Origin of the sequence: Acetobacterium wieringae (assembly GCF_026646375.1) — a bacterium.
GTDB lineage: Bacteria > Bacillota > Clostridia > Eubacteriales > Eubacteriaceae > Acetobacterium > Acetobacterium wieringae_A.
The window spans coordinates 87,773-107,019 of the sequence record NZ_JAIPPU010000004.1 but is presented as its reverse complement, the minus strand read 5'-3'; the positions used below and the strand labels follow the sequence as shown (position 1 = coordinate 107,019).

The window sequence follows — 19,247 nt, the reverse complement described above, 5'->3', positions numbered from 1 at the left end:
ATACGGCTGACCGTTCGCTGAACTGTTTGCCACCACGCAACACAATTGTCGGTGGAAACTAAAGCAATTCATGTTCAATGTTTTTAGTTTCGTAAATGCCTAAATTCATGACATAAAGGAGGAGAAAATGAAACGATCAACGATTTCAATCATTTTGCTGGTTTTGCTGCTGGGGCTACTGATTGATCCGGTCAGTGCGGCAAACTATGGTGGTGTGCCCCAGTCCGATCTACGAACCGAACCCCAGACTTTTGTGACGAGTTTTACAGATCAATCCATGAAGGGTCTGTTTTCAACAGCTGAACAAACCTTTTGGATTGCAAAAGATTGGGATGTGGAAACAGTCCTTTTGCATCTGGAATACCGGGCCACTCAATTGGCAGATACCCAGTTATCCAGTCTGACGGTGGCCATTAATGGAACGTACTTTTATTCACTGCGGCCGGCTGACAATACAGGCAACCGTCATGGCATTGACATCTATGTGCCACTGGAGTCGCTTAAACAGGGGTATAATAATATTCGAATTGATGGCTATATGCGAACCCAGAATACCCTGCCCTGTGTGGATGATGTCAGTGAGGCCAACTGGCTGGATCTTTTCAAAGAGTCAACCGTTTCGGTGCGGTTTGATAAAAACGCATTTACCACCAGTATTGAATCCTTCTATAATCGTTTTTTTGAGGTGGATGCCCTGCGCTATGGAGAATCGGCCTTTATTATTTCGGATTCAAACAGTCCGGCGGAGCTTAATGCAGCTTTGTTGGGAATCTCCGGGATGTCCAACCAGACGATTTATACGGATGGGTATTTTCCGATTTTGACACTCAGTGATCCTGCCGCAAATCTTTATCGAAACCGCATTATCATCGCATGGTATGACCAGTTACCGGAAAACTACCGGAACCTGGCGGATCATAATGGTATCAATGATGAGGATGCCGTACTGGTGCTGCTTAATGAAGGGGCAGGAATTAATACCCTGATCATCACTGCAAAAAATGAGGCGGCACTGATTAATGCCGGCCGGATGTTGGGAAATCAGTCCTTGATGAACCAGTTGCAGGCCCCGGAAAAACTGCTGGGAAAAACTGAGGACATTAAAACTGAAGTCTATGAAGCGGAAACTTATATCTGTTTTGCCGGTTTGGAAGGTAGTTATTACACTGGCCCATTTCATCAGGTCAAGGAATTTACCATCAATTACCCGGCGAACCGAAGCCTGACCAATGCCAGTGAATTTTATCTGAATTACCGCTATTCAGAAAACCTGGACTTTGATCGGTCACTGATGACGGTATACATCAATGATGTACCCGTCGGTAGCCGCAAGCTCTCTCAGAGTAAAGCAGGCGGTGATGAGGCTACCATCCCGATCCCCATCGACATTGATATTGGTGGTTCTTTTCAGGTGAAGGTAACCTTTGATCTGGAGATAAAAGATCTGTGGTGCAGCTTACGGCAGGGGGACATGCCTTGGGCTTACCTCACCCCAAACACAATGTTAAAAATCAACTCAGTGACCAGCCAGGATCTGATATTTGAAAACTATCCATCCCCTTTTGTGACCGATTACAGTTATAATGCGGTCAGTTTGGTCGTGCCGGATCAGCTAGATGGTGAAACGGCCAATCTACTGGGTAAAATGTTTCGTGTGATGGGACGCTATACCAGAGGCAATACCGGGGAGCTTACGGTTTTATTTCCGGAGGAAATGAATGAAGCGGCACTTTATTCCAATATTATCGCAGTGGGAACGTATGAGAACAACAGTTTTATAAAAAATAATAACGACAAACTGTTTTTTCAATTCAACGAGGATGGCACCACCTTCCTGTCCAATGAAAAACTGGTCATCGATCCGACTTACGGCAAAACATTGGGGTCGGCTCAGTTGCTGACTTCCGTGTATAATAAGCCCGGACGGGCCAGTCTAATGGTGACGGCTCCGAATCAGACTGGACTGGTGGCGATTGGAAATAACCTGGGAGAAATAAAAAACCTGGGGCGTCTCTCCGGGGATGCAGCATTAGCCGATACCAATGGCAATGTCCAGAGTTATCGCTTTAAAGCACCCAAAAATCCCACAATTGCAGTGGTACAGCAAATTTCAGTCAATCAGGAAGCCCAGATTTTCCTGCTGGTCAGCATTATGGTGATAATTTTATTGGCAGTGGGACTGATCATGGTGGTACGGAAGAACGGCATTGAACTGAAGAAGGGAGGTTGGCGAAAATGAAAAATCGGGATCATGTGCTATCTGATCTGGGGATTGTGTTTTTTCTGGTACTGACCTTCGTCACCATTACCTTTACCGCCCAGGATACTGATCACTATGTCCAGAATCTGGTAATGCTGAATGTGACCTTTCTGGTGATCTTAATCACTTATTTTAGTAATATCACCTTGGGTCTGGTGACTAACGGCGTGGTGATATTTTTCTATATTTCCTATACGATTTTTCTGGTACTGGTAAACGGCGAGCCGCTGACCGCCTCCTCCTATTTCTGGGTTGTGCTGTTGCCCCTGTATACCTATGTGGTCAGCTTGATGACCAGCAGAAATCAGGCATTACAGAATCGGGTTACAGAACTGGAAGATGAAAATGTCAGTTTATCGACGGTGGATCCGGATACGGGTCTGCGAAATTTTCGGACTCTGGTCAGCGATGCTAAAATTTTTATTGGCATGTCAAAGCGTGGTCAGATCGAATTATCGTTGATGATGATTAAATTTAGGCATTATAAAGAAATCAAACGAATTTTGGGTGAAGAACGACTGCCGCTGTTTATCCGTCAGATGACCGAGGTAATGAACCGCAGTCTCCGGGCGGAAGATACCCTGTACCTCATTGAAAAAGAGGATATCACCTTTGGTCTGTTTTTAATCACCGATACCGTCGGAACTAAAATTGTCGAAAAGCGGATTAGAGATCATATGAAAACCGAAGAGTTTTATACCATTACGGCCCCCTATGAGGTGGAAATTGATTTAAAAATTGGGGTTTTTCATTGTGATAATTGTAAGAATGGTGAGATGGTTTCGCCGCTGGAATTTATTGAAAAGGCCCGAAAAGAAATGGAATACGATGTCGGCTAAGGGGTAACCCGGGAACTCAAAAGACCAGTTATTGCGTCACAATAGCTGGTCTTTTTATTATTTTTTAAAATATGTTGCAATGGCCTGACAGATCCGCTGAGCGGCCATGCCGTCGCCATAGGGGTTGACGGCATGGGCCATGGTCTGGTAAGTCTGGGGGTTGTCCAACAGATGCTGGGTGATCCGGATGATATTGGCTTTTTCGACGCCGCCCATGACAACGGTTCCGGCGGCGACGGCTTCTGGGCGTTCGGTTTCCTTACGCAGTACCACAACCGGTTTTCCCAGTGCCGGGGCTTCCTCCTGAATGCCGCCGGAATCGGTGAGCACCAGATAAGCCCGGCCCATCAGATTGGACATTTCCTGATAATCAAGTGGTGTAAGAATATGAACCCGATCAAGATCAGCTAATTGTGGCAGGGCTGTTTTAGCAATTTGTGGATTGGGATGCATTGGGAAGACGACTTCCACATCAGGATTAGCCAGCACCAGTTCCCGGATGGCAGAAAAAATCTCTACCATCGGGGTGCCAATATTTTCCCGGCGGTGGGCAGTTAATAAGACGACTCGGCGCGTGTCATAGTCAATGGCGTTAAGGATCGGATTGGAAAACGGGTAGTTGTCCGTTACGGTCATCAATAAGGCGTCAATGACCGTATTTCCGGTTATAACGATCTGACTATCGGGAATGCCTTCCCGGATCAGATTGTCCCGATTACCCGGGGTCGGAGAAAAATGCAGATCGCCCAGCTGGCTAATCAGGGTGCGGTTCATTTCCTCCGGATAGGGGGAGTACTTGTTCTTGGTTCGCAGACCGGCTTCGACATGGCCAATCGGAATTTGCTCATAAAAAGCTGACAGGGCTGAAGCAAAGGCCGTGGTGGTGTCGCCATGAACCAGAATCATATCCGGGGATTCAGCCTCAAGAATTGGTTTCATTTCATTGAGAATACTGGCGGTGAGATAACAAAGGGTTTGACCGGGTTTCATCAGATTCAGATCATAATCGGCGGTGATTGAAAAAAGTGACAGCACCTGATCGAGCATTTCCCGGTGCTGGGCTGTCAGGGTAACCAGGGTCTGGAAACGGGGATCTTTTTTTAAGGCAAGCACCAGTGGTGCCATTTTGATGGCTTCCGGTCGGGTTCCAAAAAGAAGCATAACTTTTATTTTTTTCATTTTACGCCCTTTCATCCTGTTTGTTATATTAAATAATTGCGAAATAAAAAAACATCGAACACGAATTGCTCTAGTTTCTACAAACAATTTCGTAACGTGGTGGCGAACAGTACAAGAAAATGTTGTTCGCTCTAGTGTAGAAATTCCGAAGGCAATGAGCCAATCACAAGCTTGCTTGTAGTTGGCGACTGCCCGCAACAAAGAAGAAAACCGCATCACGATTTCTTCTGGTATTTCGTGCGAAACTGGGACTAAAGCTCACGGCAGTTTCGCAACCACCTTTATTTGTCATATCGCCGAAGCAATCACTTGTGATAAACCAGACCCAGCAGGGCTTGGAGGTTGTCGTAGGAATAAGCGTTATTGTTGTAGCCGAAACCGCCGAATAAGGGACTGAGGGGATCGCTGTTCTGATGCTTTTTAAGCTGGGTCAGAGCATTGCCGGTTAGGAACTCATTTCCCAGGGTGGCACCGATCTGAGCAGCAAGGCCGTAGGCGGCTGATGACTCCTGGGTATCCAGTGCGGCCCCGGTTTGGGAATCATAAAAGGAATAAAGGGTTCCACTGGCGGTACGCTCTTCCAGCCAGTTGATGGATTCCGGGGAATAAATCCCAACTTGAGCCAGATTCAGCATCACCATCAGGCTATCCAGAATGTTTATTCTTCCATTGGCATCGCTATATGTTTTTTTTGACGGCTCATAGCTTTTATGGTAAAGTGGCAAGGTTTTGCTAATAAAGCTACCCAGCAGAATCTGTTGATTGGTGGTGACTGCCGCGGCCATTTCAGGCTTGGTCGCCGCCAGCGTCTGGATGGCCGAAAGATTGATATAGGCCACCTCCACGGTTTTATCCTGAGTGGGGCTGGTACTGCTGTAATAATTAACCAGGTAGCCGGATTGAAATCCCTTAGAAGTCAATTGAGTTTCCAGGGTTTTAAAAACTTCTGCGGCGGCATCATTATGAGGCCATTGGTTTTTTGCCAGGGCCAGGGTCTGATAAATCCGCAGATCATCAATGGTGGCCGAAACGTCAGTGATCGGATCGCTGTTTTCGACAATCCGCCACAATAAAATATCATCAACCATCAGATAATTTTTAATATAGTTGGCAGTGTCGTTAAATAGTTTTTGATCACCAGTTAAGCGGGCATATTCCAATAACAGTCCCATTGACTCTGAAAGCACTTCATGCCCAGATGATAAGTCGCCGGTTTGGGCGGTGCTTTGATAATTGGTGTAAATGCCGCCATATGGTGAGGTCAGGTGATTGCTGATAAAGGCCTGACAATCCAGTGCTTCCCGAGAAAGTGGATCGACTGGAATCAGCGCTTCCGAAGCTTGGGTGGTGTAATCAGCCATTTTAGTCGTATCCTCGGTGTGGGGTAGTAAATTTACCCACAGTAAAACAATCAAGCCGGTCAGGACAACAAAGATAAACGAGCGTTTAAGCGTTTTTGCCATGTTTTAGCTTCTTTCCTATTTTTAAAGAACTTCCCAGCATTACCTTACGAACCAGGTTGACTGTTGAAGAAATCATAATGATCCCCACAGCCAGGGCACCCGAAATCAGCAGGGTGTGTACCCCGGTGGTGATGCCAAGATCCATTTCGCCGTTTATAAAATAGAGCATCGTATAGTAAATGCCACCACCCGGAACCAGTGGAATCAGGGCCACTGCCAGATAAATGGTGGTCGGCGATTTGGTTAACCGGGCCATCACCTCCGCATAAAGGGAGATGGCAATGGTGGCCAGAAGATAGAGAATGACATCATTGCCAATGATCAGTTGAAAAACCACGTAAACCAGTTGGCCCAGTAGTCCTCCCAGAGCCGAAAGCAGCAATTTGTTACGGGGAATATTAAAGACAATGGCAAAGGCCAGGGAGGCGCCAAAGGCATATAAACAGGGTGCGATATAATTCATTTTCAACCTCCCCAGAATGGTCGTAACAAACTTAATGGAACGGCGACCCCGGCGGCAATGGCGGCGCCGATGAGCAATGCCTCAATGCCCTTGGTCAGTCCGGAGAGATAATCTCCGGCAATAATGTCCCGGATCGAATTGGTGATCGCCAGTCCGGGTACCAGGGTCATAATCGAACCGATAATAATCGTGTTCATATTGGTGGTCAGACCAAGCCCGGTTGCGGTAACCGCAACCGTGGAGGCGATTAGCCCGCCAACAATATTGGTGAAAAAAACATTGGCTTCAAAGCGCCCCATAATGTCCATTTGCAATTTAATACCAATTCCAATTAAAAATCCGATTCCGCTATCAACCAGGCTGCCACCAAAAAAAAGCGTGAACATCTGGGAAATAAAGGCAAAAGCCAGGACATGAAGATAATAGGGATATGAAGGGATGGTATCAATGCGCCGGATTTCTGCAATCAGGTCTTTGTAGTTAGTGGGTTCATAGCAGATTTGACGGGATAAATGATTAATTTCTGAGACCTTGGTCAAATCAATTATACGGGAATGAATGCGTCGGGTTCGGGTCAGGGGAACCTCACCCTCTAGAGTAACCGAGAGTATGATGGTAGCGGGTACAACAAATATTTCTACTTCTTTGGCGCCCAGGGCAATACAGATCCGATGCATTGATTCCTCCACCCGATAGGTTTCGGCGCCATTGGAAAGGAGGATCACTCCCATTTCCATGGCCACATGACTAAGCTGGGTAATGGTCATTACAGTTCGTCCTGGATGGCATCAAGAATCCGGTGGGCAACTGCATCCTTGGACAAAAGCGGCAAGGCTTCGGTTTTTTCCAGGGTGATAATCGTCACCCGGTTGGTAGAGGTATTAAATCCGGCACCTTTTTCTTTTAAATTATTGGCCACCATCATATTCACATTTTTGAAATAGAGCTTTTCTTTGGTATTTTCGATCATATTTTCAGTTTCCATCGAAAAACCGCAGATAAACTGGTCGGGACGTTTCTTTTCACCGATGGTTTTTAAAATATCAATCGTCGGTGTCAGATTAATAACTGCTTTTCCATCCCGTTTTTTTATCTTTTCCGTGGCTACTTCGCTGGGTTTAAAGTCCGCAACGGCAGCCGCTTTAATGACAATATCGGTGGCTTCAAAATGATCCATCACCTGTGAGCACATGTCGCTGGCGGAAACGACCGGAACAACATTGACAAAGGCCGGAGGCGTGATGGCGGTTTTACCGGTGATCAGGGTTATATTGGCACCTCGCAGCATCGCCGCCTGGGCCAAAGCATAACCCATTTTGCCGCTGGAATGATTGGTGATATAACGAACCGGATCGATGGCTTCACAGGTGGGACCGGCAGTAATTAAGATGTTTTTGCCTTTGAGATCGTGGAAAAAGGCAATTTCCCGGAGAATGTGGTTGATCAGCAGTTCTTCATCGGGAAGTTTGCCAGCGCCAACATCTTTACAGGCCAGCATCCCAACCGCCGGATCGATGATCTGATACCCCAGTTTTTTGAGACTGTTCAGATTATTTTGAACAATCGGGTTTTCGTACATGGCGGTATTCATGGCTGGGGCAATCAGCTTGGGACAATGGCAGGCCATGATGGTCGTGGTGAGCATATCATCAGCAATCCCGGCATTGATTTTTCCAATAACGTTGGCTGAAGCCGGTGCCACCATGAAAAGATCGGCTCGTTTGGCCAGACTGATATGGGCGACATCATAACGAATATTGCGGTCAAAGGTGTCCACAATACACTTATTGCCAGTTAAGCTTTCAAAGACCAGGGGGGCGATAAATTCCTGGGCGTTTTTGGTCATGATGACTTGAACATCACAGCCCATTTTGGCTAGACTGCTGGCCACATTGGCCATTTTATAAGCGGCGATGCTTCCGGTAATACCCAGAACAACGGTTTTATTTTTTAATAGATTTTTCATCGATTTTCCTTTTCCAACTGTTTTCATTAATTTTCATAATCATTATACCAAACCCGGGGGCCAGAAGTAAATCCAGGATCAAAGTAAATTTTTATTGAAAATAAATAAAAAAGACGTTAGAATAGAGGTGCATTGTATCCGGCTTGACTGGAACGATAGCAGGAGGTAAAAATGAAAAATATCAAGACCAACGATTTGGTCAAACTATCCTTTTTTGTGGCAATTATCGTCTTGTTGGCAGTTACACCGTTTCTTGGCTATATTCCGCTGGGATTCACCCGGGCTACCATCATTCATATCCCTGTCATTATTGGCAGTATTATGCTGGGACCGTTTTATGGTGCTTTTCTGGGATTTGTTTTTGGACTAACCAGCCTGATCAACAACACCTTTAACCCAACAGTGACATCCTTTGTGTTCACGCCGTTTTATTCGCTGGGAACCTATTCCGGAAACTTCTGGAGTCTGGTGATCTGTTTTGTTCCCAGAATTTTGGTTGGTGTGGTTCCCCATTATGTCTACAAAGGCATGAAAAAGATAAAAAATAATGACGTTTTGGCATTGGGCTTTGCCGGGGTGGCAGGATCACTGACCAATACCCTGCTGGTTATGAATTTTATTTATCTATTTTTCGGACAGAGTTATGCAGAAGCCAAAAATGTGGCCGTGTCCACTTTGTATGGCGTTATCCTGTCGGTTATTGCCATCAACGGTTTGCCGGAAGCAATTGTAGCGGGAATACTCACGGTCGCTATCTGTAAGGCGTTGCTGCGGTATATCGGAAAACCGGCACTGCAATAAGTCTGCGTACATAAATTTTAAATTTACAAAAACTGTTTCGGGTTTATTACCCGTTGCAGTTTTTTTTATTTAGTAAATCGGTTTTATTACTTTGCGATCTCTTAGAAAAAATATATAATGGGTATAAAATACCAGAAAGTAAAAAGGAGTTGTGATGAAGAGGATTAATAAAGTTCTTGGTTGGGTACTGGCGTTTATGATGGTTACTGGCTGTTTTGGCACCACCGCCTTCGCCGCCACCGTCAACGACGATCAGACCATTACCATCAAAATCATTCACACCAATGATACTCATTCCCGGTATAGCTACAGTGCTAAAAACAATACCATTGGTTATGCTAAGCTAAAAACCATTATTAATCAGGAAAGCCCGGATCTGGTGGTGGATGCTGGGGATATTTTTCATGGACAGTCCTTTGCCACCATCGAAACCGGCGGTTCGATTGCTGAATTGATGGCAGCGGTAGGTTTTGATGCCATTGCGCCTGGTAATCACGATTTTAATTACGGCAGCGCCCGTCTGCTGGAACTGGGCATCATGGCCAATACTAAAATTCTCGGCAATAATGTGACCTATAGCGAATCCGGGAATCCCTTTTTTAGTGACGATTATCTAATCAAAGACATTGTCGTGGATGGCGAAGTTATCCGAGTTGGCGTTTTTGGATTGATCAGCCCGGATATTTACTCCGACACGGCTCCAGCCAATGTGGTCGGACTGACCTTTGGTACCCGGGAATCGGTGTTGGTTTCCGCCCGGCAATCCGTGACGGCACTGGAAGCTCAGGGTTGTGATGTGATTGTCGCACTGACCCATATTGGCGATTCCGATAATGGCACCTTAATGCGAAGTGATGCCATCGCAGAAGGTGCGCCCGGCATCGATGTGATTATCGATGGCCATACCCATGATGTCGAAAATCGGGAAGTCAACGGCACTCTGATTGTCCAAACCGGCTGTTATTCCAGTGCTGTGGGTGAAGTTGAAATTACATTAAAAAAGGTGGTGGCACTGGCGGCCCGGCTCGATGTTCCAGAAGCGGAAAATGGGGAAGTAGCCCCAACCGAAACAGTAGCAGCCAACGAAACCGCAGCGGATGAAGAAATCACGGCAGAACTACCTGATCTGGAAGTGTCAGAAGAAATTCCGGCGGAAGCTGGATGGGAAGCAAATGGGAGTGGTGAAACCGACGTCGAAGGAATCCAAACTTCGGATGAAGAAGGTATTGAGGCGTCGCCGCCAGAGATTCAACTTGATGCGACGGAAGTTACCTATACAGTTGTGAGTAAAACCGAAACCCTGACAACCGTTGCTCAGGCAACCGATGAGTTGGTTCCGGCTGATCCCACGGTGGCCGCTCTGACAGCAGCCATCGAAGCTCGGGAAGATCCCATCAAAAAACAGGTGGTTGGCAATACCCCGATTAAACTGGGCGGTGCCACCGAGAATATCTGGCAGGATGTCCGGCTGGGCGAGTTGAATCTCGGTCGAGCCTTATCTGATAGCTATCGCTTTGTTACCGGTGCTGAAATTGCTGTGGAAAATGCCGGGGGAATCCGGGCCCAGATTCCAGCCGGGGAGATCACCAAAGGTCAGGTGATCGATGTGTTGCCTTTTGGTAATTATCTGGTGACTAAGCATGTGACTGGCGCCGACATTAAAAAGATGCTGGAAACCAGCATCGAAATCGGCGTCAATAACCAGATTGCCAAAGACAAAAATGACAATTCCTGGCCCAGTAACAGCGGCAGTTATCTCCAGTGGAGCGGCATCACCGCTGCTTATGATTTAGCCAGCCCTGCCGGACAACGGGTATATTCGGCCAAGGTCGGTGGAGTGGATTTGGACCCCAATCGCACCTACACCATTGCCTGTAATAATTATCTGGCTACCAGTAAAGATTATCCGGGCTTACAGGCGGCAGCCATTGTTAATGAGTATGCGGCCTGCGACGAAGCTTTTATCAGTTATCTGCAAAACGCTGGTAACGACCGTTTTATGGCCGCCATCAACACCCCCAATGTAACGGCTGGAACAGCACCTCAACCGGTGCCCAATCCTCAGCCGAGCCAAAAGCAGTCGGCCAATAATCCCCGCACCGGCTATGGTCAATGGGGCTGGGGACTTGTTTTATGCCGGTAATTGCTAAAATGGGGAGCTTTACTGCTTGTTTACATCAAACAATTTTTACACTGTACGCCTACACGTTACAAAATTATTTATGAAAACAGACATCAAAGCAATCGAGTTTTTCTGCGTAAATTACCGAATTGCTTTGATGTTCAATGAAGGAGGTGCCATCTATCGACAAAAAAAACAACCTACAGGAGCTGATGGCTCTGGCCATCGCAACGGCCAAAGTCGGGGCTGAAAAAGGCGAGGTTCCCATTGGGGCGGTGCTGGTCTGCGATGGCAAGATCCTGGCCCGGGCTCATAACCACAAAGAAGGTCTGGCCGACCCGACTGCCCATGCCGAAATGCTGGTGATCCGGGCCGGGGCTGAGAAACTGGGGCGCTGGCGGTTGGATGACTGTCAGCTCTACGTTACGGCCGAACCTTGTGTGATGTGCATGGGCGCTATTATTCAGGCCCGGATTCCGGTGCTTATTTATGGTGCCACCGAAAAAAAATTTGGCGGGGTCGAATCGACGGCCCGGCTGGGCCAGCATCCGATGCTCCCCAAACAGATGGCAATTTATGCAGGTATCTGTGAACAAGAATGCGAAGAAATACTGAAAGATTTTTTCAAGCAAAGGAGAAATGAAGATGAGTAGTAAATCAAAGGTGTATTTTACAACCTTACGAACAACGGGTTCCAATAATATTCTAAAAAAGTTGGAAAAACTGGCTACTGCTGCTGGGATGGCCGAGATTGATTTTGAAAATAAATTTGCAGCCATTAAGATCCACCTCGGTGAACCGGGAAACTTGGCCTATTTAAGGCCCAACTATTCCAAGGTGATTGTCGATATGATTAAGGAAAAAGGCGGCAAACCTTTTTTGACTGATTGCAATACCCTTTACGTGGGACGGCGCAAGGATGCCCTGGAGCATCTCGATGCCGCTTACGAAAATGGCTATAATCCCTTCACTACCGGGTGCCATGTGATTATCGGCGATGGTCTCAAAGGTACCGATGATATTGAGGTGCCCCTTGCTGGCGGCGAATGTGTCACACGTGCCAAAATCGGCCGAGCGATTATGGACGCCGATGTCTTTATCTCGATGACCCATTTCAAGGGCCACGAAAATACTGGATTTGGTGGGGTGCTAAAAAACATCGGGATGGGCTGCGGTTCAAGACGGGGCAAGATGGAAATGCATTCCAACAGCAAGCCCTTTGTCAAGGAAAAGAAGTGTCGCAGCTGTAAGATGTGTGGCAAGATCTGTGCCTTTGGGGCGATTTCCTATCGTGTCGAGGATGGCAAGGCCAGAATTAAGGATGATCTCTGTGTCGGTTGTGGCCGCTGTATTGGGGTCTGTCCCTTTGATGCCATTTCGCCCAAATATGATGAAAGCAATGATGTTCTCAATAAAAAAATTGCCGAATATACCAAGGCGGTGTTGGACGGCCGACCGCATTTCCACATCAGCTTTGTTATCGATGTGTCGCCTAACTGCGACTGCCATGTTGAAAACGATCTGCCAATTATTCAGGATGTCGGCATTTTTGCCTCCCTCGATCCGGTGGCGCTTGATATGGCCTGCGCCGATGCCTGTAATAACGCCCGGATTCTTCGGGGCAGCTGTGCCGAGGAACGGATTAGTAAAAAGGATGAGCGGGATTTGTCCAATCTGGATGTCTTTACTTTAGTGCATCCGGAGACGAATTGGCGTGTCTGTGTTGATCATGCCGTTAAGCTGGGTTTGGGCAATAAGGAATATGAGATTACCGAGGTTTAAGCGTTGGCTTTACAATGGTTTAAACTAGAAACCGATATCATGATTTCTCCAATATTTTATGATTGACAAAGGCTGAATAAATCGATATAATGACTCAAATACTTAAAGTAAGTAAAATAATAATCGAATAAAACAACTGCTATGACCAAGAGAAAGATACCAAGAATTGTATTTAAGAGAGTTGGAGGATGGTGTAATTCCAATAGTACGATGGTATGTAATACTCACTTGCGAGCTGCCAACCTGAACATTTACCCAATTAGTAGGGAAGGCCGTAATCCCGTCCGGGATGTCAACGTTAAATGACTATGGTTAAGTTCGCCTTGCGTTCAGACCAGAAGAGGAAATAGTTGTAAAGCTATTTTGAATTTAGAGTGGTACCGTGGATACTGATATCCGCCTCTGTTGTTATACAGAGGCGGTTTTTTTAGTTTATAAAACTATGCGGGTAAGCATATTAAACAAAAAAAGTAAGTACCGACAATTGTTACAGCAAACAACAGATTAACAAGAGTCTGACCCCTTGGTCATTGGTCGGTACGGTTTACACAACTAACGTGAGTATATAATGGTCACATCAAGTGAATTTATATAATTATAAAATTAAATTATTAAAGCATTTCAAGGAGGAAATTAGAAAATGGCAAAATTATTTTACGATGCAGATTGTAATCTGGGGTTACTCGATGGAAAAACAGTTGCAATTATTGGATACGGAAGTCAGGGTCATGCGCATGCCCTGAATCTGAAAGAATCAGGGGTCAATGTCATTGTTGGTCTGTATGAAGGCAGCAAATCCTGGGCGATTGCTGAAGAAGCTGGTTTAAAAGTTATGACTGCTGCTGATGCCACCAAAGCTGCAGACATTATCATGATTCTGCTTCCGGATGAAAAACAGGCAGCGATCTACAAAGAAAGTATTTTACCAAACCTTGAAGCTGGTAACAGCCTTGTTTTTGCCCATGGTTTCAATATTCATTACGGCCAGATCATTCCCCCAGCTGATGTTAATGTGTTCATGATCGCTCCCAAAGGACCGGGGCACACAGTCCGAAGTCAGTATCAGGAAGGCCGTGGGGTTCCCTGTCTGATTGCTGTTTACCAGGATCCATCAGGCAATACCCATGATCTGGGACTGGCTTATGCATCCGGAATCGGTGGTGGCCGGGCTGGAATCCTGGAAACAACCTTTAAAGAAGAAACCGAAACAGATCTTTTCGGTGAACAAGCAGTTCTTTGCGGTGGGGTAACCGCCCTGATGAAAGCTGGTTTTGAAACCCTGGTCGAAGCGGGATACCAACCAGAAAGTGCTTATTTTGAATGTGTCCATGAAATGAAACTGATCATCGACTTGGTTGTTCAGGGGGGACTGGGCTACATGCGTTATTCCATCAGTGATACCGCTGAATATGGTGATTACATCACGGGCAGCAAAATCATCACCGAAGACACTAAAAAAGCCATGAAGGGTGTTCTTAACGATATCCAGGATGGTACCTTTGCCCGTAACTGGATCCTAGAAAACCAGGCAAATCGACCATACTTCAATGCCGTACGCCGAATTGAAACGGAAACTCAGGTAGAAAAAGTAGGCGCTGAATTACGAACCATGATGTCCTGGATTAAAAAATAGCTGACACAAAAAAAGATAACCAAGTACCGACAATTGTTATATTATGTTGTGACCTAGGGGTCAGACCCTACGCATCGGAGCGGACACGGCAGAGCCTGTCCGATTCTGCGCGCAGGCAACGAGCCAATCATAAGCTTGCTTATAGTTGGCGACTGCCCGCGACCAATGCGAAAGGAGCAAAGCGGATTTCGCATGGCGCGGCGAACAACAGATTAACAATTGGTCGGTACGGTAGTTGATCGACAACCTCAAAGGCAGAAGACCTTCTGCCTTTTTTTAAAACAAAAAAACAAAATAATTAGGAGGAGATGCAATGAGCAGAATAGTAAAAATATTTGATACCACCCTTCGAGATGGGGAACAGTCACCGGGTTGTAGCATGAACCTGAAAGAAAAATTAGAGATGGCGAAACAGCTCGAACGTCTGAGAATTGACGTCATTGAAGCCGGATTTGCCATTGCATCTCCTGGTGATTTTGAATCGGTTCAACTGGTTGCCAATGAGATTAAAAACGCTACCGTTGCCAGTCTGGCCCGTAGTACCGAAAAAGACATTACAACTGCCTATGAAGCCTTAAAAGGGGCGGTCAACCCGCGGATCCATTATTTTCTGGCAACCTCGGATATTCACATGGAATACAAGCTGCGGATGTCCCCGGAAGCGGTTCTTGAAAAAGCCATAGCGATGGCCAAATTTGCCCGAAACCTGTGCGGTGAGGTGGAATTCTCGGCTGAAGATGCCTCCCGAACCCGACCGGAATTTTTATACCAGGTGCTGGAAGGGGTTATCGATCAGGGGGTTACCATTGTCAATGTTCCCGATACCGTCGGTTATACGACCCCCGGTGAATACTTTAAATTTATTGAAGGCATCCGCAACAACGTCCCCAACATTGACAAGGCCACCATTTCTGTTCATGTTCATAACGATCTGGGGCTGGGGGTGGCCAACTCGCTGGCGGCCATTCAGGCTGGGGCCGGTCAGGTGGAATGTACGGTTAATGGCATCGGCGAACGGGCTGGTAACGCTGCCCTGGAAGAAATTGTCATGGCTCTAAAGACCCGCCATGATATTTACCAGGTTGATACGAATATTGATACCACGCAGATTTATCGTTCCAGTCGCTTGTTATCCAAGTTAACAGGTGTGCGGGTTCAGCCGAATAAAGCCATTGTCGGTGAAAATGCCTTTGCCCATGAATCAGGGATTCATCAACATGGGATGATGGCCAATAAAGAAACCTATGAAATTATGACACCAGAATCAATTGGGCTAAAAGAAAACAAAATGGTGCTGGGTAAACACTCCGGCAAGCATGCCTTTGTCGACAAACTGATCTCTTTGGGCTATAGCTTAGGCGAAGAGGAAATACTGGATTTATTCAATCAATTCAAGGTTCTGGCTGATAAGAAAAAAGTCATTTCAGATAAGGACATACTGGCCCTGGTCGAACAAAAACAATTAGCCATTCCCGAGGTTTACTCATTGGATCGCTTTGTCATCAGTACCGGGAACACCATCTCCACCGCTGCCACCATCCGCTTACGGAAGAATGGCGATCTGATTGAAGAGGTGTCGCTGGCCGATGGCCCCATCAGCGCCGGATTTAAAGCCATCAGTGAATTGGTTGACTGTGAGCTGACCCTGATTGACTATGGGGTGACCGCCGTTACCGACGGAACCGATGCTCAGGGGGAAGCCCAGGTCAAAATATCGGACGGCACCCATGTTTACCATGGCCGGGGGCTCAGTACCGATATCATCGATGCCAGCCTGAAAGCTTATGTTGATGCTGTGAACCAGATGCTCTATATTAAAGAGAGCCAAGGTCAGGAAGAATTCGGTTCAAAACCGTGATAAGGGGGAATTGGCATGTCAGAAAAAATATTAGTCTTTGATTCAACGCTAAGAGATGGTGCCCAGGCCGAGGGAATTTCTTTTTCGGTAGAAGACAAAATCCGGGTGGTCGAAACCTTGGATAAAATGGGGATTGATTATATTGAGGCTGGAAACCCCGGATCCAACCCGAAAGACATTGAGTTTTTTAATCGCATCAAAGGGATGCGCCTTAACCATGCCAAGCTGGTGGCCTTTGGCAGCACTCGCCGTGGTGGTATTGCCGTGGAAGATGATGCCAATCTCAAGGCGATTCTGGAAACAGAAACCCCGGCGGTGGCCATCTTTGGAAAAAGCTGGACCTTTCACATCACCGATATCATCAAAACCACCCTGGCCGAAAATCTGAAAATGATCGAAGAAACCATGGCCTATTTAAAAGCTCAGGGAAAAGATGTTACCTTCGACGCCGAACATTTCTTTGATGGTTATAAAAATGATCCGGCCTATGCCATCGAAGCCTTGCTGGCAGCCCAGGAAGGGGGCGCCGATTGTCTGGCGCTTTGTGACACCAATGGCGGTACCCTACCCTATGAAATTGAGCGAATTGTTACCGATGTCAGCCAGAAATTAAGGATTCCCCTGGGGATTCATTGCCATAACGACAGTGGTCTGGCAGTGGCCAACTCACTGATGGCTGTTCACGCTGGTGTACGTCAGGTTCAGGGAACCTTCCTGGGCTATGGCGAGCGGTGCGGCAATGCCAATCTGGCCACCATTATCCCAAATTTACAGCTAAAAATGGGCTTCCATTGTCTGGCGGAGGAAGAACTGCAAAAACTGACGTCTTCGGCAATTCGAATTGCTGAGATTTCCAATTACGCCCTCACCGGGCGCGAACCATTTGTTGGTAAATCAGCGTTTGCCCACAAGGGTGGCATGCACATCGACGCCGTTATGAAAAATCCAGCCTCGTTTGAACATGTTTCGCCAGAAGCAGTCGGCAACGAACGGCGGATTTTAATGTCCGAGGTTTCGGGTCGTAGCACCATTATTCAGCTGATCAACGAAGTTGACCCGAGCCTGACCAAAAAGTCCGATGAAACCACCCGAGTGATGGATCGCATCAAAGAGCTGGAATACCAGGGCTATCAGTTTGAAGGGGCCGAAAGCAGTGTTAAACTGTTAATCCGCAAAGAGCTGGGGCTGCATAAACCATTTTTTACCCTGGAAGATTTCAAAACTATTGGGGAACAAACCCATACCAAAGAAGCCCTCAGTTCCTCGGCGGTGGTTAAAATCAACGTCGATGGCCAATCAGAAATCAATGCCGCTGAAGGTGATGGTCCGGTTAATGCCCTTGATAAGGCGCTTAGAAAAGCCCTGGAAGTCTTTTATCCCAAAATCAGCGAGGTGCGCCTGACCGACTTTAAGGTTCGGGTTATTGATTCCAAATCAGCCACTGCTTCTAAGGTACGGGTGCTGATTGAAAGCTCCGATGGCATCGACATCTGGACCAATGTCGGGGTATCTACAGATATCATCGAAGCCAGTTTGATTGCCCTGATCGACTCCATTGAATACAAGCTGTTGAGCGATGAGGAACGGGAAAATAAATAAAACCGGATAACATACTAGCACCATGGCTCGTTGGAGCGAAGCCTGACTCTTTGGCCAGGATCAATCGCCCACAAACGTCCATATATAAAATGAAAACTTTTAACAGAATGAGGAGAATAAATGAATTATAAAATAGCCGTGATTCCTGGTGATGGAATCGGCCCTGAAATTGTTGGGGCCAGCATTAAAGTTTTAGATAAAATTGCCGAAAAATTCAATCATACGTTTAACTACACCGAAGTATTAGCCGGTGGTGCTGCCATTGATGCCTGTGATAACCCATTGCCCCAGGAAACAGTTGATGTTTGTCTGGCCAGTGATGCCGTGTTGTTGGGTGCCCTGGGCGGACCTAAATGGGACAACCTGCCGGGAGATAAACGACCGGAAGCCGGTTTGCTGGGGCTTCGAAAAAGCCTCGGACTGTATGCCAACCTGCGACCAGCGATTCTTTATCAGGAGCTTAAAGCAGCCTGCCCATTAAAACCGGAAATCATTGGTGACGGTCTGGACATCATGGTCGTTCGGGAACTGACCGGCGATGTGTATTTTGGTGAAAAAGGCCGGGACGGTGACGAAGCGGCCTGGGATATTATGAAATACACCCGACCGGAAGTGCTGCGAATTGCCAAAAAAGCCTTTGAAATTGCCATGAAGCGTGATAAAAAAGTGACCAATGTCGATAAAGCCAATGTTTTGGAGGTTTCCCGCTTCTGGCGTAGCTGTGTCGAAGAAGTGGCCAAAGATTACCCGGAGGTTGAACTGAACCATCTTTATGTGGATAATGCGGCGATGCAACTGGTCATCAACCCTAAGCAGTTTGACGTCATCGTGACCGGTAACCTGTTTGGTGATATCTTATCCGATGAAGCCAGCATGATCACCGGTTCCATCGGAATGCTGCCATCTGCCAGCATGGCCGATGGCAAATTTGGGATGTTTGAACCGATTCACGGTTCGGCTCCAGATATTGCCAACCAGAATAAAGCCAACCCGATTGCCACCATCGTTTCGGTGGCAATGATGCTGCGCTATTCACTGGATTTGACTGCTGAGGCCGATGCCATCGAAGCCGCTGTTCAAAAAACCCTGGCTCAGGGATACCGCACTGGTGATATCTTCAGTGACGGCATGACCCTGGTCGGCACCGTTGAAATGGGCCAGAAAATCATCGAAAACCTGTAAAATTTAGAACATAAAGTGAGCACAAGGGGACGGTTTTTCTTGTGTCAACTATTAATAATTTAACCGGAAGACAGACAAGCACAAGGGGATGGTTTTTCTT

15 protein-coding genes are annotated in these 19,247 nt (G+C 46.7%); 10 read left to right on the top strand and 5 right to left on the bottom strand.

What is annotated here, in order from left to right; genetic code table 11:
* The first annotated feature begins 127 nt into the window (after window positions 1-127).
* Window positions 128-2,239 carry a cellulose biosynthesis cyclic di-GMP-binding regulatory protein BcsB gene (locus tag Q7P33_RS05275; protein WP_303868101.1) on the top strand — a complete coding sequence of 704 codons (2,112 nt, stop codon included), beginning with the start codon at window positions 128-130 and terminating at the stop codon, window positions 2,237-2,239.
* A complete protein-coding gene (locus tag Q7P33_RS05270; RefSeq protein ID WP_303868099.1) occupies window positions 2,236-3,099 on the top strand; it encodes a GGDEF domain-containing protein in 864 nt (287 codons plus the stop codon). Before Q7P33_RS05275 ends, Q7P33_RS05270 begins: the two co-directional genes overlap by 4 nt.
* 57 nt (window positions 3,100-3,156) lie before the next feature.
* Here the strand turns inward: Q7P33_RS05270 and wecB are convergent, their stop codons facing one another.
* The 5 genes from wecB to coaBC all read right to left on the bottom strand — a co-directional run bounded on the left by wecB (window position 3,157) and on the right by coaBC (window position 8,197).
* Complete coding sequence (gene wecB / locus Q7P33_RS05265) at window positions 3,157-4,278, bottom strand: non-hydrolyzing UDP-N-acetylglucosamine 2-epimerase (RefSeq protein WP_303868096.1); 1,122 nt, start codon at window positions 4,276-4,278, stop codon at window positions 3,157-3,159.
* Window positions 4,279-4,583: 305 nt separating this feature from the next.
* Window positions 4,584-5,741: a hypothetical protein gene (locus tag Q7P33_RS05260; protein ID WP_303868093.1), complete on the bottom strand. Its 1,158-nt coding sequence runs from the start codon at window positions 5,739-5,741 to the stop codon at window positions 4,584-4,586.
* Window positions 5,725-6,204 carry a threonine/serine exporter family protein gene (locus Q7P33_RS05255; protein WP_303868091.1) on the bottom strand — a complete coding sequence of 160 codons (480 nt, stop codon included), beginning with the start codon at window positions 6,202-6,204 and terminating at the stop codon, window positions 5,725-5,727. Before Q7P33_RS05255 ends, Q7P33_RS05260 begins: the two co-directional genes overlap by 17 nt.
* Before the next feature lie 2 nt (window positions 6,205-6,206).
* Window positions 6,207-6,971 carry a threonine/serine exporter family protein gene (locus Q7P33_RS05250; protein WP_303868088.1) on the bottom strand — a complete coding sequence of 255 codons (765 nt, stop codon included), beginning with the start codon at window positions 6,969-6,971 and terminating at the stop codon, window positions 6,207-6,209.
* Window positions 6,971-8,197, bottom strand: coding sequence for a bifunctional phosphopantothenoylcysteine decarboxylase/phosphopantothenate--cysteine ligase CoaBC (gene coaBC / locus Q7P33_RS05245; RefSeq protein WP_303868086.1), 1,227 nt, complete (start codon window positions 8,195-8,197; stop codon window positions 6,971-6,973). The genes Q7P33_RS05250 and coaBC overlap by 1 nt, the downstream gene beginning before the upstream one ends.
* A 144-nt stretch (window positions 8,198-8,341) precedes the next feature.
* On the opposite strand from coaBC, the gene Q7P33_RS05240 reads away from it, so the two are divergent.
* The 8 genes from Q7P33_RS05240 to leuB all read left to right on the top strand — a co-directional run bounded on the left by Q7P33_RS05240 (window position 8,342) and on the right by leuB (window position 19,147).
* A complete protein-coding gene (locus Q7P33_RS05240) occupies window positions 8,342-8,971 on the top strand; it encodes an ECF transporter S component (protein WP_303868084.1) in 630 nt (209 codons plus the stop codon).
* A 154-nt stretch (window positions 8,972-9,125) separates the two neighbouring features.
* Complete coding sequence (locus Q7P33_RS05235) at window positions 9,126-11,114, top strand: bifunctional UDP-sugar hydrolase/5'-nucleotidase (RefSeq protein WP_303868083.1); 1,989 nt, start codon at window positions 9,126-9,128, stop codon at window positions 11,112-11,114.
* 143 nt (window positions 11,115-11,257) lie between these two features.
* A complete protein-coding gene (locus tag Q7P33_RS05230) occupies window positions 11,258-11,746 on the top strand; it encodes a nucleoside deaminase (RefSeq protein ID WP_303868082.1) in 489 nt (162 codons plus the stop codon).
* Window positions 11,739-12,875, top strand: a complete 1,137-nt coding sequence (locus Q7P33_RS05225; RefSeq protein ID WP_303868079.1) for a DUF362 domain-containing protein — start codon at window positions 11,739-11,741, stop codon at window positions 12,873-12,875. Before Q7P33_RS05230 ends, Q7P33_RS05225 begins: the two co-directional genes overlap by 8 nt.
* A 640-nt stretch (window positions 12,876-13,515) precedes the next feature.
* Window positions 13,516-14,508, top strand: coding sequence for a ketol-acid reductoisomerase (gene ilvC, locus Q7P33_RS05220; protein ID WP_303868076.1), 993 nt, complete (start codon window positions 13,516-13,518; stop codon window positions 14,506-14,508).
* A 313-nt stretch (window positions 14,509-14,821) separates the two neighbouring features.
* Window positions 14,822-16,366 (top strand): 2-isopropylmalate synthase, encoded by a 1,545-nt coding sequence (locus tag Q7P33_RS05215; protein ID WP_303868073.1) that lies wholly within the window; start codon window positions 14,822-14,824, stop codon window positions 16,364-16,366.
* Between the two features lie 15 nt (window positions 16,367-16,381).
* Window positions 16,382-17,965 (top strand): citramalate synthase, encoded by a 1,584-nt coding sequence (gene cimA, locus Q7P33_RS05210; RefSeq protein WP_303868070.1) that lies wholly within the window; start codon window positions 16,382-16,384, stop codon window positions 17,963-17,965.
* Between the two features lie 120 nt (window positions 17,966-18,085).
* Window positions 18,086-19,147 (top strand): 3-isopropylmalate dehydrogenase, encoded by a 1,062-nt coding sequence (gene leuB, locus Q7P33_RS05205; protein ID WP_303868068.1) that lies wholly within the window; start codon window positions 18,086-18,088, stop codon window positions 19,145-19,147.
* Window positions 19,148-19,247 lie beyond the last annotated feature (100 nt).

What these genes read in the sequence shown, in the direction of transcription:
- Q7P33_RS05275 (WP_303868101.1), top strand. Translation starts at nt 128, where the DNA reads ATGAAACGATCAACGATTTCAATCATTTTGCTGGTTTTGCTGCTGGGG.
- cimA (WP_303868070.1), top strand. Translation starts at nt 16,382, where the DNA reads ATGTCAGAAAAAATATTAGTCTTTGATTCAACGCTAAGAGATGGTGCC.
- wecB (WP_303868096.1), bottom strand. Translation starts at nt 4,278, where the DNA reads ATGAAAAAAATAAAAGTTATGCTTCTTTTTGGAACCCGACCGGAAGCC.
- Q7P33_RS05235 (WP_303868083.1), top strand. Translation starts at nt 9,126, where the DNA reads ATGAAGAGGATTAATAAAGTTCTTGGTTGGGTACTGGCGTTTATGATG.
- Q7P33_RS05270 (WP_303868099.1), top strand. Translation starts at nt 2,236, where the DNA reads ATGAAAAATCGGGATCATGTGCTATCTGATCTGGGGATTGTGTTTTTT.
- Q7P33_RS05255 (WP_303868091.1), bottom strand. Translation starts at nt 6,204, where the DNA reads ATGAATTATATCGCACCCTGTTTATATGCCTTTGGCGCCTCCCTGGCC.
- leuB (WP_303868068.1), top strand. Translation starts at nt 18,086, where the DNA reads ATGAATTATAAAATAGCCGTGATTCCTGGTGATGGAATCGGCCCTGAA.
- Q7P33_RS05215 (WP_303868073.1), top strand. Translation starts at nt 14,822, where the DNA reads ATGAGCAGAATAGTAAAAATATTTGATACCACCCTTCGAGATGGGGAA.
- ilvC (WP_303868076.1), top strand. Translation starts at nt 13,516, where the DNA reads ATGGCAAAATTATTTTACGATGCAGATTGTAATCTGGGGTTACTCGAT.
- Q7P33_RS05225 (WP_303868079.1), top strand. Translation starts at nt 11,739, where the DNA reads ATGAGTAGTAAATCAAAGGTGTATTTTACAACCTTACGAACAACGGGT.
- coaBC (WP_303868086.1), bottom strand. Translation starts at nt 8,197, where the DNA reads ATGAAAACAGTTGGAAAAGGAAAATCGATGAAAAATCTATTAAAAAAT.
- Q7P33_RS05250 (WP_303868088.1), bottom strand. Translation starts at nt 6,971, where the DNA reads ATGACCATTACCCAGCTTAGTCATGTGGCCATGGAAATGGGAGTGATC.
- Q7P33_RS05230 (WP_303868082.1), top strand. Translation starts at nt 11,258, where the DNA reads ATGAAGGAGGTGCCATCTATCGACAAAAAAAACAACCTACAGGAGCTG.
- Q7P33_RS05240 (WP_303868084.1), top strand. Translation starts at nt 8,342, where the DNA reads ATGAAAAATATCAAGACCAACGATTTGGTCAAACTATCCTTTTTTGTG.
- Q7P33_RS05260 (WP_303868093.1), bottom strand. Translation starts at nt 5,741, where the DNA reads ATGGCAAAAACGCTTAAACGCTCGTTTATCTTTGTTGTCCTGACCGGC.